We start from the raw sequence: 13,893 nt of genomic DNA, 5'->3' as shown, positions 1-13,893 counted from the left end.
AAGAGTTGCGCTGTTTCGGCGGCTGGAATCGCAGTGTAGAGTTGGAAGGCCGGCAGCGGCGGCTCCCTACTGCTGACCGGTGCCGGTGTGAGCGGCGGATTGGAGTTTCCCAAGATGGCGAGGCGAGGAGCGATCGCATGGCGATACCGTTGTTATTCGGACCTTACGGGAGCGCGAAGCTGCCCGGGCATGTGAAGGAGTATGGAGTCAACGCCGTATGGTTTCACGGCTTTCAAGAGGAGGCGTTTGCCGACTGCGCGAAGCTGGAGCTGGAGGCTTGCGTGGAGCTGAAGACGTTCCGCGCCGATTTTGCGAAACGGCCGGAGCTGATTCCGATCGGCGCGGACGGTCAGCCGATTCGGTATGGACGGCTCGTGCAGGGCGTTTGCTTGTCGCAAGCCGACTATTTGGCGGAGATCGAGGAGCAGTTAGCCGCCGGTTTGAGCAAGTTTCGGCCGCGCGGCATTTGGCTCGATTATTTGACTTATGCGGGCTGGTTCGAAACGCCGGAGCCGGATTTGCAGGAGAGCTGCTTTTGCCCGCGCTGCGTCGACGATTTTTGCCGTACCGCGAATATCGACGCGACCTCTCCGGCGCGCATTTTGTCCGAGTATGCATCGGAGTGGAAGGCGCATAAATGCCGCAAAGTAGCCGGTTACGCGCTGCGCTATGCGGCCATGATCAAGCGCAAGCTTCCGGAATGCGTGGTCGGGGCGTACATGTGCCCCTGGACGCAGGAGCAGTTTGACGGGGCGCTCACCCGCATATTTGCGCAGGATTACGGGATGCTGGCGGAGGCGATCGACGTGTTCACGCCGCTTATCTATTGCCGCAAGAGCGGCAGAGAGGCGGGCTGGGGACGCGAATGGCTGGAACGGTCGGGCGAATTCGTTCCCGCCGGCAGCAGCGTACAGCTCATCCTAGATGCGCTCGACTTCCCGGACAGCTTGACGGAAACGGCCCTGTCCGCCGTTCCGTCGCACGGCATCCAGCTGTTTGCCGGGGCATCGCTGTTTCAGGACCCGGACGCCGCAGGGACATTCAGCCTAGCGGTCGAAGCGATCCGGACGCAAGCGGCGCGGTGATGGCGTGAGGACGCAGGCCGTGGAGGGAGAGCTGTAGTGTTCGAAGGAGCACTAACGGGGCGAGAGGCAAGCGGTTAGTGCCCAAAAGAGCACTATGGAGCGCCCTGCGCTAGCGAGGCCGTGCCGTTAGTGTTCGAAGGAGCACTAACGGGGCGAGAGGCGAGCGGGTAGTGCTCGAAAGAGCACTATGGAGCGCTCTAGGCAAGCGAGGCCGTGCCGCACAAAAAAAAGGTTGGGCGCACTAAGGCCCAACCTTTCTGTCTTATTCGCCGTCCTGCGGCACCGGCAAGCCGAGTCCCTCGGCGACGCGTCTGCCGTACTCCGGATCGGCTTTGTAGAAGTGGCCGATCTGGCGCAGCTTGATCTCGTCCCTCTCGACCGGCTTCATGGCGGCCACGATGTTGCGGACGAGGCGAGCGCGCTCGTCTTCGTTCATGAGGCGGTACAGGTCGCCCGGCTGGGTGTAGTGGTCATGATGATCGTACGCCACGCTATCCGCCGTCCCGGACACCGGATAGGCCGACGTCTTGTGCTCGGGAGCCTGGGACGGACCGCCGTAGCTGTTCGGCTCGTAGTAGACGGAGCCGCCGCCGTTGCCGTCGAAGCGCATTTGCCCGTCGCGCTGATAGTTGTTCACGTCCGCCTTCGGCCGGTTGATCGGCAGGGCGTTGTGGTTGGCGCCGACGCGGTAACGATGGGCGTCCGAATAGGCGAACAGGCGGCCTTGCAGCATTTTGTCCGGAGAAGCCTCGATGCCCGGAACGAACGAACCCGGCGAGAACGTAGCCTGCTCAACTTCGGCGAAGTAGTTTTCCGGATTGCGGTCCAGCACCATCCGGCCCACCTCGATCAAAGGATAATCTTTCTGCGACCACACCTTCGTCACGTCGAACGGATCGAACCGGTACGTGTCCGCATCCTGGAGCGGCATAATTTGCACACAAAGTTTCCAGGACGGGAAGTCGCCGCCGGCGATCGCATTGAACAGCTCCTCCGTATGGTAGTCGGGATTCTCGCCCGCCAGCTTTGCGGCCAGATCGACATCGAGATTTTGGATGCCCTGCTCGGTTTTAAAATGGTACTTGACCCAAACGGCCTCCCCGCCCGCGTTCACCCATTTGAACGTATGGCTGCCGAAGCCGTGCATATGCCGCAGCGTCGCCGGAATGCCGCGGTCCGACATCAGAATCGTTACCTGATGCAGCGATTCGGGGGACAACGACCAGAAATCCCAGACGGCGTTCGGATTTTTCAGATGCGTTTGCGGATGGCGTTTCTGTGTATGAATGAAGTCCGGAAATTTGATCGCATCGCGAATAAAGAAAACGGGCGTATTGTTGCCAACCAGATCGTAATTGCCTTCTTCCGTATAAAACTTGACGGCAAACCCGCGCGGATCGCGCACCGTATCGGCTGAGCCAAGCTCGCCCGCAACCGTGGAGAACCGGATGAACATAGGCGTGCGCTTGCCTGCTTCCGATAAAAAGGCGGCTTTCGTGTACTTCGACAAGTCATTCGTCACTTCGAAATAACCGTGCGCTCCGGCGCCTTTGGCGTGGACGACGCGCTCGGGCACACGCTCCCGGTTGAAATGCGCGAGCTTCTCCAGCAAATGGACGTCCTGGATCAGGGTCGGTCCGCGCGAGCCGGCAGTCATCGAATTTTGATTGTCGCCGACCGGGGCACCCCAACTGGTCGTCAAAGGTTGATTTGTATTTGAACTCACCTGCGATCATCTCCTTTTCGAATAAATATGATGCTTCTCTAAACAATATGATAGCATGTACTACTAAAATATCAATATTATTTTATAATTATTATAAATAATAATGTTTGAAACTTTTTCCTGACCCCGCGCGTACTAATCTAAAACCTAAAACCAGCAGGGAGGGAATGCGAACATGTCATTTGACATGATCAGCTTGATGAGCTCGTTCGGCATTTTGTTTTATTTGGTTTTGATCGGGCTTTCGGTTTATTGCTTGGTATTGTTCATCCGCCTTGCCCATAGAGGGATTAAGGCGCTCGACATCTATATAAACGAGAAGCGGGATCAGAACCGCTATTAGATTTTTATGCTCGGACTTGCCAAGGCATGAATGATTGGGGGTGCTTCGGCAGTTGAGAAGCGGTTGTACAAGCTTTTTCATATTGAACAACGAAAGCGAGGGATCGTTTATTATGGACCAACAATCGCGAATCGGGGAACTATTTCGGGCGGCGCAGGGGGGAGATGCAGTCAAACTGGCGGAGCTGCTTGAGGCGCACCCGGGCCTCGCGAACGAAGCGAACGGGGACGGTCTTACGCCGCTAGGCTATGCGGCTCATTTCGGCAACTCGGATGCGGTGCGGGTTCTGCTGGATGCAGGAGCGGTTGTTAATGCCGTGTCGAGCTCGAAAGTATCTTACATTCCGTCGAACACCGCGCTTCATGCGGCGATTGCAGGCGAGCGCTGCCTCGAAACGATCGGGCTGCTGCTGGAGCGCGGCGCAGACACCCGACTATTTGACAGCAACGGACATACCTGTCTGCATACCGCTGCTTTTCACGACGATAACGTACAGTTGATCGCAATGCTGCTTAAGTACGGAGCGGATGTGAACGCCGCCGCCGAAGGAGGAGAAACGGCGCTGTCCATCGCCGTGAAACGGGACAATGGGAACGTTGCCGCTTTTTTGCGGGAACGAGGGGCCAAGGAGTAACTGCGGCGCCGCCCCGAATGGCTGCAATATGGAAACGGAGCAAAAGAGGATGTCTCGCCCCCCGGGACGTCTTTTTTTGTTGAGCCGCTCCGTTCCATAGCCCGGAAAAGCCCTTTGCATCGCGGTTTCCCGGCCGGTACTTAACTGGAGTTTACCTAGTCAAAACGATTTCACTTCTTTTTTTTGACGCTGCGATTTCATAAAATGAAAAAGAATAAAGTAAGACGGGCACGGTATAAACAAAACTTAATACCGAATACAAGGAGGTAACGATAATGAGAAAGATCAAGCTTGGAACCAGCACATTGGAGGTACCGGTCGTCGCAGTCGGCTGCATGCGGATCAAATCGCTGGATAAACGCGAAGCCGAGCGTTTTGTACAGGCCGCGCTGGAGGAAGGCGCGAATTTCTTCGACCATGCGGATATTTACGGCGGAGGGATATGCGAGGAAATATTCGCAGATGCCATCCAGATGAATGCATCCGTTCGCGAATCGATGATTCTGCAATCCAAATGCGGCATTCGCAAAGGCATGTTCGATTTTTCCAAAGAACATATCCTGTCTTCGGTAGACGGCATTTTGAAGCGCCTGAGAACCGACTATTTGGACGTATTGCTTTTGCACCGCCCGGATACGCTGGTAGAGCCGGAAGAGGTGGCCGACGCGTTCGATAGGCTGGCCAGCTCGGGCAAAGTGCGTCATTTCGGCGTCTCCAATCAAAATCCGATGCAAATTCAACTGCTGCAAAAATACGTCACACAGCCCATCGTCGCCAACCAGCTGCAGCTGAGCATTACGAATGCCACGATGATCTCCAGCGGAATCAACGTAAATATGCAAAACGGCTCGGCCGTAAACCGGGACGGCGGCGTGCTCGATTTTTGCCGGCTGCACGATATTACCATCCAGCCTTGGTCGCCGTTCCAATACGGATTTTTCGAAGGCGTTTTCCTCGGCAACGACAAATTCCCCGAATTAAATAAGCAAATCGACGAGATCGCGGCAAAGCACGGGGTCAGCAACACGACCATCGCCATCGCCTGGCTGCTGCGCCATCCCGCCCGGATGCAGCCGGTCACCGGCACGATGAATATCGACCGCCTGAAGGATTGCTGCAAAGCGAGCGAAGTAACGCTCTCCCGCGAGGATTGGTATGCTATTTATCGCGCGGCCGGCAACGTGCTTCCTTAAAGCGCCGGGATCGTCCGAGCGGAACCACTTTCCAAACGGGACCTCAGTGAGGTCTCGTTTGTGCTACAATATGGAAACCGAGAAATAGAGGATGTCTTGATCCCGGGACGTCTTTTTTTTGTACGCTAGCTGCTCTTATTCTCAGTCAAGCGGCCTCATCATAAGTTCTCGCGCGAGGTGAAGTTCGATCATGCTCGGCATCGCGATGCTGCTCGTTCTGGGTTCCGGCTTCATTCATTCCGTATGGAATCTGTACACCAAGCGAAGCCGCAACAAAAACGTATTTTTATGGTACTGCCAGCTCATAGCGGTATTCGCCTTCCTGCCGTGGACAATCCTGGAGCTGGATGCGGTTCGCTGGACCGGCTCGGCGGCGGCACTGCTGGCTGCTTCGATGGTGCTGCACGGGCTGTATGTGCTGCTGCTCGCCGCGGTTTATTCGATCGGCGACTTGTCCCAGGTGTACCCGATCATGAGGGGAACGAGTCCGCTGCTGGTGCCGCTGCTCGGTGTGTTCGTCCTAGGAGAAACGCTGTCTTCGATCGGCTGGGCGGGAGTCGCGCTGATCGTGCTCGGCATTGTACTGGTGAGCGATATCCGTCCCGGGCGAAGCGGGGGCAGTTCGTCCCGCGCTCCGCTGCTGGCTCTGGCCGTTGGCGTGTGCATAGCCGGCTATATCATAGTCGACAAAAAGGCGCTGGAGTACATCCCCGCCATCGTGCTGAACGAGGCTTCGAACATCGGCAATCTGCTGGCGCTTAGCACAGTGGCGCTGCGCTCCGGCGACATGCGGGCGGAATGGTCCGCCAACAGGAATGTGATTGTGCTGGGCGGCATTTTGGCTCCCGCCGGCTACCTGCTGTTCTTGTTCGCGCTGACGCTTGCGCCAGTTGCTCTGCTGGCGCCGATGCGAGAGATCGGCACTGTCTTCGGCGCGGTGCTCGGCGTATGGGTGCTGCGCGAGAGCCAGGGCAGGAGGCGCATCTGGACATCGCTGCTCATAACGGCCGGTGTTATTGTTCTGGGCATATGGGGCGGGGCGTGAAGGCAAGAGTACGCCTATTCGCCAAAAAACTTCCTTACGGGATTGACCAGGCTGACGCAGAGGGCTTTTTGGCGTCGAAAGCTCAGGCAGTCGGGCCGTTTTCTCTAAGCCGATCCCGGAATTGCTTGGGCGTACAGCGATTGTATCGTTTGAAAATTTTATTGAACTGCGCCCGGTCCTCGAAGCCGCTTAACTGCCCGGCCTCCCCGATGCTGACGTCCTTGCTCAGCAGGTAGCGCTCGGCGGTTTTAACCCGCTTGTAATGAATGTGGTCTACGAGAGAGACGCCCATCGTCTTTTTAAACAGCTTGATGAACGAATAATAATTGAGGTTCAGCAGACGGCTTAGATCGGCTGCCTGGATTTTGTCCGCCAAATGCTCGTCGATATAAGTCAAAACGGGCTGAAGCCGGATCAGCCCAGGTGCCTTATTCCACTGCAGCGTCTGCCGGGTGTCGTGTCTCAGCAGCTCGTACAGGACCTGGTTCGTACGGATGCCCACGGACATTTCGTAGCCTTTGGACGTCTGCCGGATTTCTTCGTATATGGCGTGGATGTGCGCGAATACCTGCTCCCGGACGGGTGGATGGTCTGCGAATATATAGTTGAGCTGGGCGAGGCTCTCCAGATTGTCGGCGAACAGACTCCGGTACATCATCATGGACGGAGCGAAAAACGGCAGCGGATCGACCTGAAACACGATGTAGGTGATGGCGGTATCCGCGGCCTTGATCGTCCGGTGCAGCTCGTTCGATCCGAGCAGGAGCACGTCGCCTTGCCGCAGCCTATCGTGCCGCTCCCTCGTCTCGACGGTTATGGAGCCTTCCAGAATAGCCAGAAACTCAATCTCTTTATGGTAATGCCACGGGCCGAACTGAAGCCGTTCCGTCCTGGGGTGGCGAATCTCCCATATTTTTAAGCAGAGTAGAGGATGCTCGTAGTCGACTTGTTCGTTAATGATCGTACTATGTTGAAGTTGCATGACAGCCCCCTTGCCGCTTGATCCACTCTGAGTCGATTATAGCCTCTTCGCGGATAACTTGGTACCGAAACGCCCATCATGCCAAAATCGCCTGCAAACAGGCCATAATAACAGCTTCCCAAGCCGCCGCGCCGTCTTCTATGATGGAGCTAATTGACACTAGGGGGGGCAGCAAGATGTTAAAAATCGGCCTGATGGGCTGCGGCAAAGTAGCCGGATACGGGCATTTGCCGGCAATCGCCAAATCGGCGAAGCTCGATGTGTTCGCCATTTACGATCCTGACGAGGGGCGCTTGTGCGACATGCAGCGCAAATTTGACGTGCCTTTTGCTTATACCGATGTGGACCGATTCATGCAAAGCGGCATCGATGCGGTGGTCATTACGTCCCCGGCCCCGTTCCATCTGCAAAATGTAGTCGATGCGGCCCGCTACGGCAAGCCTGTGCTGTGCGAGAAGCCGCTGGCGATGGATGAAGCCGAGGCGAAGGAAATGATCCGGCTGGCGGATGAGGCGGGAGTCGCTCTATACACCGCTTTCGACTATCGCTTCAGCCCGGTATCGCTGCAGATCAAACAACTCGTGCAAAGCGGGGAGATCGGCGAGGTGCGTCTGCTGAGACTGGTCTATATATGGAATTTGCACGGCAAATACGGAACGGACGAGTTAGGCCGCCAAATCCTGAATCAGCGCCGGGAGGGACGGATGGAGGAAGGGGGACCGCTGGTCGATTGCGGCGTCCATCAGATCGATCTGGCCAGGTGGTGGCTTGGTTCCGAAGTGACCCGGTATGAAGGGGACGGGGTGTGGATCGACGACAGTTTGTATGAGGCTCCCGACCATATGTACGTGCGGCTCGATCATGCGAGCGGCGCCAAGACGATGGTGGAGATGAGCTTTTCGTACGGCCACACGGCGAAGGAGCCACTGGCCCATTTTACTTACGACCTCATCGGAACGGAAGGGATTATCCGCTATGACCGGCGAGAGCAAGTTTTTGAGATGCGCAATTCGAAGGGAACGACCCGGTTTCCGTTTGCGGGCGAGAAAAATTTTGCCGGCATGTACGATGCCTTTGCCGACGCGCTGCAAACCGGCGATCCCGGCATGATGCCGACGGCCCGCGACGGGCTGATGGCTACCTGGATTGCCCGTACGGCTACGGACGAGGCGATCGGCAAGAAACGCGGCGAAACAAGCGAATAGCTCGCAAGCAACCCCGTTGGCATGGCGCCGGCGGGTTTGTTTTTTTGTCGATCGTTCGAGTCGGGTTTTGAAATGGCCGAATAGCTGGTATGATGAAGGCACAGTGACGACGCCCCGATCTGGCGAAAACATAAATTCAAGGAGAACAAGAGAATCATGACACGTTTCGGCATCATCGGCACAAATTGGATTACAAAATTGTTTCTGCAAGCGGCCAAGGAGGCGGACGGGTTTGAACTGACCGCCGTTTATTCGCGGACCGAGGAGAAGGCGAAGGAGTTCGCGGACAAGCATGGCGCGGCGCATATTTTTACAAGCATCGAGGAAATGGCCGGCAGCGGGCATATCGATGCCGTGTACATCGCCAGCCCGAATTCGTTCCATGCGGCTCAGGCGATAGCGTGTATGAAGAGCGGCATTCATGTGCTGTGCGAAAAACCGGTGGCGTCCAACGCCGCGGAGTTTCGGCAGATGGCGGATGCCGCCCGTGAGCATGGCGTCGTGCTGATGGAAGCGATGAAGTCGACGCTGCAGCCGAACTTTTTCGCGATTCGGGATCATCTGCACCACATTGGACCCGTGCGGCGGTATTTCTCCAGCTACTGCCAATATTCGTCCCGCTATGACGCTTACAAGCAGGGGACGGTGCTGAATGCGTTCAACCCGATCTACTCGAACGGCTCTCTGGTCGATCTGGGCATTTACTGCATCTACCCGCTTGTCGTCCTGTTCGGCAAGCCCGACCGGGTGCAGGCGAATGCGGTCATGCTCGAATCCGGCGTCGACGGGGAAGGCAGCCTTCTGCTCAGTTATCCGGGCATGGAAGCCGTGATTCAATATTCAAAGATTGCCAACTCGTCGCTGCCTTCGGAAATTCAAGGGGAGGACGGTCTCATCTCGATCGCCAAAATCAGCCAGATGGAGTCGGTAGACATTCGTTTCCGCGACGGCCGCGAACAATCGGTTACGCGGGAGCAGGCGGCGAATACGATGGTGTACGAGGTTGATGAGTTTATCCGTCTCATTCGCGAAGGCCGGCTGGAGTCGGAGGTGAACTCGCATCGGCATTCGCTTTGGACGATGGAAATTATGGACGAAGCGCGCAGGCAGATCGGTCTTGTATACCCGGCGGACGCCGCTCGTACATAAGGATTAGCTTAGCAGCCTTAGTCCGCGGCCGAAAAGCTTGTGCGAGGGGCATAAGGCTATGCTCCAATAGTCGCCACCTTGCCTAAAAGCCGACGGAGCGCCGTTACCGGCTGTCGTTTACGTACCGATCCTTGCCCGCGAACCAGCCGAACACGAGGATGAGCAGGCTGGCTGCAAGAAGCAGCATAAGCGGTAAAGTCCAGCTCTGCGTCGCGTCGTGAAGCAAGCCGAACAGCGTCGGACCGACCGCGGCGAGCAAGTATCCGGCCGACTGGGCCATGCCCGACAGCTCGGCCGCCTCGTGGGCGCTGCGGGTGCGCAGCGTGAAGAACATCATGGCCAGACTGAAGGCGAAGGCGATCGCGATGCCGAACAGAATCATCCAGAACGGAATGAGTGCATTTCCACCGAACAACAGTCCGGCGATGCTCGTTACGTACAAAAGAACAGTCAAAACAACCAGCGGACGCTGGTTTTTCATTTTTGCGGCAATAATGGGAACGATAAACGTAAAAGGAAGCACCGCGAATTGCAGCAGCGACAGCATCCAGCCGGCGGCTGCGGTGCTCATGCCTCTCTCGCTCAACATTTCCGGCAGCCAGGCTACCGATACATAAAACACAAGTGATTGCAAACCCATGAACAGCGTGACATGCCACGCAAGAGCAGATCGACGCAAGCTTGTTCGGGGTGCTCCGGCAGCGGAGGGCTGAGCTTGCCCGGCTGGCTTCGGACGGCGGCGTGCCTGCGGCGCCCAAAGCAAAGCCGCAGCCAGGGCGAGAATGGCCCAGCAGCCGAGCGCGCCCCTCCAGCCGAGTCCGAGGCCATGGGCCAGCGGAACGCTGATGCCGGATGCGATCGCTCCGCACAAATTCATCGAAACGGAATAAACGCCGGTCATGATGCCGACTTTCGCCGGGAAGTCGCGTTTCACTAAAGCGGGTATAAGCACGTTGCAAACGGCAATGGATAAGCCCAGCAGCATCGTGCCGGCAAACAGCGCCCCCGCTCCGGCCGCGGAACGGATGACGATGCCTGCCGCCAGCACGGCAAGCGACACGAGGATGACGGTCTCCATGCCGAATCTTCTCGCGAGTCTGGAGGCGAAAGGCGATAGCAGGGCGAAGGCCAGCAGCGGCAGGGTAGTGATAACGCCTGCCCACGCGCCGGATAATTGCAGCGATTCGCGAATCGTTCCGATCAGCGAGCCGACGGACGTAAGCGGCGCCCGCAAATTGGCGGCGATGACGATAATGCCGATCACGAGCGCCCAGCCTGCCGCGGCTGAACGGGACGGCGATGCGGCGTTTCCGGTTCGTCCTGCCTGCCCCGCTTGCCGCGTGTTTGGTTCGATATGAAACTTTTGATGTGTTTTCATGATTACTCTTGCCTCCGTTAGTTAGTCCAAGTCGATTTCTTGCTTGGCTTGTTCGATGTAGCGCCCAACGGCCAGTGCCGCCCGCTCGGGGCTTTGCTCCGCAATCGCTTCGACAAGCTCGCTATGCGCCTCTTGATGCCAGCAGGAGCCGCTGGGCCTGACGATTCCCGTTATCGAGTCCCGCATGGCGTCCGCTACATGGGCGTACAGCTCCTGCAGCAGCTCGTTGCGGGCTGCGGCGGCTACCGCAAAATGGAGCTCGATATCCGCGGCGATGAACGCTTCCCGGTCTTCCCGTCCGGCCGCCTGTTCACACGCTCGCATATGGCCGCGCAGCGTCGCAACGTCTTCCTCGCTGCGGCGGAGGGCTGCTAACGTCGCCGCTTCGCGTTCCAGCGCGTGACGAACCTCCAACGTCCTCAGTAAATGTTCACGTCCGATCCGGCGGTGCAGCACGGCTCCGAGCGCACTGGAAGAAGCGACGTAGGTGCCGTCTCCTTGTCTCGTTCGCAGCAGCCCGGCATGGGTGAGCGCCCGGATCGCTTCGCGCAGCGTGTTGCGGCTTACGTTCAGTTCGGCCATCAGCTCCGGCTCGGCCGGGATGCGGAAGCCGATAGGCCAGCGGCCCGATTCGATTAACTCTTCGATTTGCAAGGCGACCTGCTCCACGAGCGTCAGCCTGTTCGTTTTTTTCAGCATATGGGTTGCTCCTTATTTAAACGTAGGATGATTGGCTTATTGGTTATTTAATGTATCATGATTAAGGTCCGATTTCAAGTGCCGAACTTTGGTCTCTAGTCTACCTCGCCGATGTACAGGCGGCTCGCGGTACTATTTCACAGGCTGAAATTTGGATGCCCAAAAAGAAAACGGTACCGTTTTCGGACAAAATCGCTTAGGATACAAAGTAGGCACCTACGTGTAGAACCACTTGAGCGAACGGAGGAACACCATGAACAAAAAAATACTGCATCTGGGTACTTCCAATTCCAAACTGCCGGAAAGCGGCCCTTTTATCGATGAGCTGAAGAAGCTGGGCGATTTCACGATTATACGGAACGGGGAGCAGCTATCGGGCGACGAACGCGCGGAGCTGATTCGCGACTGCCATATTTTACTGACGATGTGGGGCTCGGCGCCGGTTCCGGACGCGATCGCCCGGGACAGGGGAAAGCTGGAGTACATCTGCAACATTACCGGGGAGATGACCCGCTGGATTTCGCTGGATCTGATCGATTCGGGCGTTCCGGTCACGAACTGGGGCGATGCGCCGGCCGACGCGGTCGCAGAAGCGGCGATGACGCTGCTGCTTCAGGCGGTTAAGGACGTGCGGCCGCAAAACAAGCATATGGAGCAGGGCGGCTGGAGGCTGGTGGAGGGCGTGAACCGCGGGCTCGTCAAAGGGCTGCCGATCGGCATATACGGAATGGGCGCGATCGGACGCCGGTTCGTCGAGCTGATTCGCCCGTTCGGGGCGGAGCTGCTTGTGTACGATCCGTTCGTTACCGAGCTGCCGGAAGGGTGCGAGCGCGCCGATTCGCTGGAAGCGCTGTTCGACCGTTCGCTGGCGATCGTTATTCATGCCGGGCTGACGGCGCAGACGAGGGGGACGGTAACGGCCGATTTGCTCGCCCGCCTGCCCGACCATGCGATCGTCATCAATACGGCGCGCGGGGCGATCATCGATCAGGACGCCTTGTTCGCGGAGCTGGAGAGCGGCCGTCTGCGTGCCGGATTGGACGTGCTGGCCGGCAGCGATTCGCTCGAGCCTGGACATCCTGCTCGCGATTGGAGCAATGTATCGATGACGGCGCATTCGCTAGACATCATTAACTGGAACTTGCCGCGTCTGCTGCGCCGCGAGGAAATATGTCTTGAGAATATTCGCCGCCATCTGAACGGCGAGCCGCTTCGTTTTGTCATGAGCCGCGAGCGGTACTTGTTAAGCACGTAAACATTCGCGAATACTGGATCAATTAACCGTTCCCTATAATAGTAACCGCCTCCGGTACGCGTATCGGGGGCCAGTCCGCCTTCGCCTGTCGAATGGACATGCGGCAATGTTTTGCTTGACGCGAGGCCCTCCCTCGTGCATACTGACTTTCAGTTACAACAGGAACGGTGGAGACCAAGATGAACCGGCATTCGCTCTATACGGAATTCAGTCGCGAGGAATGGGCTGCGCTCCGCGATCATACGCCTCTTCCGCTGACGCGGGAAGAGTTCGAAAGCTTAAAAGGGTTAAACGACCAAATTCCGTTTCAAGAAGCGGAGCAAATTTATCATCCGATTACCCGGCTTATTAACTTGTACGTGGCCGCTTCCCAGCAGCTGTACCGCACGTCGGCCGCTTTTACGGGCAGCCGCGAGGCGAAGACGCCGTTTATTATCGGCATAGCGGGCAGCGTGGCGGTCGGCAAAAGCACGGCGGCGCGTCTGCTCCAGCTGCTGCTGTCCAGGTGGACGAATCATCGCAACGTCGATCTCGTCACGACGGACGGATTTCTGCATCCGAACCGGATTTTGCAGGAGCGGGACTTGATGAAGAAGAAAGGGTTTCCCGAGAGCTACGACATCAAGCGGCTGCTGCAATTTTTGACGGAGGTCAAGGCCGGCAAGCCGGAGGTAAGCGCACCGGTGTACTCCCATCTTGTCTATGACGTCATTCCCGACCAGCAGCAGATCGTCCGCAACCCGGATATTTTGATCGTCGAAGGCATCAACGTGCTTCAGGTGAACAAGGAGGCGCGCGTGTTCGTCAGCGACTTCTTCGATTTCTCCATCTATCTCGACGCCGACGAGCGGGATATCGAGCGGTGGTATATTGAGCGGTTCCGGATGCTGAGGGATTCGGCGTTCCGCGATCCGCAGTCGTATTTTCACCGGTACGCGACGCTGACCGAGGAGCAATCGGTGCAGACGGCGACGCAAATCTGGAACGAGATTAACGCCGTTAACTTGCGCGAGAACATTTTACCGTCCAAAGGGCGTGCCCGCCTGCTGCTGCAAAAAGGCTCCAATCACGAAATTCGCAAAGTGCTGCTCCGCAAGTAGGGGCGGCGCTTTTTTTGTCTATATTGGCTTTAGTTAAAAATTTCCTTTACAGCCAGCACGAGGACGTCTATGGTAAAAGTGACTTATCCGAACTGGAAG

Annotated in this window: 13 protein-coding genes; 9 read left to right on the top strand and 4 right to left on the bottom strand. The window is 57.2% G+C overall.

Features of this window, described 5'->3' with window-relative positions:
- Window positions 1–137 precede the first annotated feature (137 nt).
- On the top strand, window positions 138–1,085 hold the full coding sequence (locus D7M11_RS15660) for a hypothetical protein (RefSeq protein WP_120748178.1): 948 nt from the start codon (window positions 138–140) through the stop codon (window positions 1,083–1,085).
- A gap of 262 nt (window positions 1,086–1,347) precedes the next feature.
- Here the strand turns inward: D7M11_RS15660 and katA are convergent, their stop codons facing one another.
- The gene (katA, locus tag D7M11_RS15655) at window positions 1,348–2,811 is read right to left on the bottom strand and encodes a catalase KatA (RefSeq protein ID WP_120748177.1); all 1,464 of its coding nucleotides are present in this window, start codon (window positions 2,809–2,811) and stop codon (window positions 1,348–1,350) included.
- Between the two features lie 175 nt (window positions 2,812–2,986).
- Here katA and D7M11_RS36740 point away from each other — a divergent pair, with 175 nt between their 5' ends.
- From D7M11_RS36740 to D7M11_RS15640, 4 genes are all read left to right on the top strand, one after another.
- Window positions 2,987–3,154 (top strand): hypothetical protein, encoded by a 168-nt coding sequence (locus D7M11_RS36740; protein ID WP_168928309.1) that lies wholly within the window; start codon window positions 2,987–2,989, stop codon window positions 3,152–3,154.
- Between the two features lie 112 nt (window positions 3,155–3,266).
- Complete coding sequence (locus D7M11_RS15650; protein ID WP_120748239.1) at window positions 3,267–3,788, top strand: ankyrin repeat domain-containing protein; 522 nt, start codon at window positions 3,267–3,269, stop codon at window positions 3,786–3,788.
- A gap of 275 nt (window positions 3,789–4,063) precedes the next feature.
- A complete protein-coding gene (locus D7M11_RS15645) occupies window positions 4,064–4,981 on the top strand; it encodes an aldo/keto reductase (protein WP_120748176.1) in 918 nt (305 codons plus the stop codon).
- A gap of 190 nt (window positions 4,982–5,171) precedes the next feature.
- Window positions 5,172–6,026, top strand: a complete 855-nt coding sequence (locus tag D7M11_RS15640; RefSeq protein WP_120748175.1) for a DMT family transporter — start codon at window positions 5,172–5,174, stop codon at window positions 6,024–6,026.
- Window positions 6,027–6,108: 82 nt separating this feature from the next.
- Here the strand turns inward: D7M11_RS15640 and D7M11_RS15635 are convergent, their stop codons facing one another.
- Window positions 6,109–7,008, bottom strand: coding sequence for an AraC family transcriptional regulator (locus tag D7M11_RS15635; RefSeq protein ID WP_120748174.1), 900 nt, complete (start codon window positions 7,006–7,008; stop codon window positions 6,109–6,111).
- 176 nt (window positions 7,009–7,184) lie between these two features.
- Between D7M11_RS15635 and D7M11_RS15630 the strand changes: the two genes are divergently transcribed.
- Both D7M11_RS15630 and D7M11_RS15625 read left to right on the top strand, forming a co-directional pair.
- On the top strand, window positions 7,185–8,213 hold the full coding sequence (locus D7M11_RS15630; protein ID WP_158606642.1) for a Gfo/Idh/MocA family protein: 1,029 nt from the start codon (window positions 7,185–7,187) through the stop codon (window positions 8,211–8,213).
- A gap of 156 nt (window positions 8,214–8,369) precedes the next feature.
- Window positions 8,370–9,362, top strand: coding sequence for a Gfo/Idh/MocA family protein (locus D7M11_RS15625; protein WP_120748172.1), 993 nt, complete (start codon window positions 8,370–8,372; stop codon window positions 9,360–9,362).
- 103 nt (window positions 9,363–9,465) lie between these two features.
- Here D7M11_RS15625 and D7M11_RS15620 read toward each other — a convergent pair whose 3' ends face one another.
- Both D7M11_RS15620 and D7M11_RS15615 read right to left on the bottom strand, forming a co-directional pair.
- Window positions 9,466–10,740, bottom strand: coding sequence for a CynX/NimT family MFS transporter (locus D7M11_RS15620; RefSeq protein ID WP_120748171.1), 1,275 nt, complete (start codon window positions 10,738–10,740; stop codon window positions 9,466–9,468).
- A 21-nt stretch (window positions 10,741–10,761) separates the two neighbouring features.
- The gene (locus tag D7M11_RS15615) at window positions 10,762–11,439 is read right to left on the bottom strand and encodes a FadR/GntR family transcriptional regulator (RefSeq protein ID WP_120748170.1); all 678 of its coding nucleotides are present in this window, start codon (window positions 11,437–11,439) and stop codon (window positions 10,762–10,764) included.
- A gap of 253 nt (window positions 11,440–11,692) precedes the next feature.
- Here D7M11_RS15615 and D7M11_RS15610 point away from each other — a divergent pair, with 253 nt between their 5' ends.
- Together D7M11_RS15610 and coaA are read left to right on the top strand one after the other, a co-directional pair.
- The gene (locus D7M11_RS15610) at window positions 11,693–12,694 is read left to right on the top strand and encodes an NAD(P)-dependent oxidoreductase (protein WP_120748169.1); all 1,002 of its coding nucleotides are present in this window, start codon (window positions 11,693–11,695) and stop codon (window positions 12,692–12,694) included.
- A 179-nt stretch (window positions 12,695–12,873) separates the two neighbouring features.
- Window positions 12,874–13,794, top strand: coding sequence for a type I pantothenate kinase (gene coaA, locus D7M11_RS15605; protein ID WP_120748168.1), 921 nt, complete (start codon window positions 12,874–12,876; stop codon window positions 13,792–13,794).
- The last annotated feature ends 99 nt before the right edge of the window (window positions 13,795–13,893 follow it).

The sequence above is a fragment of the Paenibacillus ginsengarvi genome (assembly GCF_003626695.1).
GTDB classification, from domain to species: Bacteria; Bacillota; Bacilli; order Paenibacillales; family NBRC-103111; genus Paenibacillus_AB; species Paenibacillus_AB ginsengarvi.
This window is presented reverse-complemented; position numbering and strand designations above follow the sequence as displayed.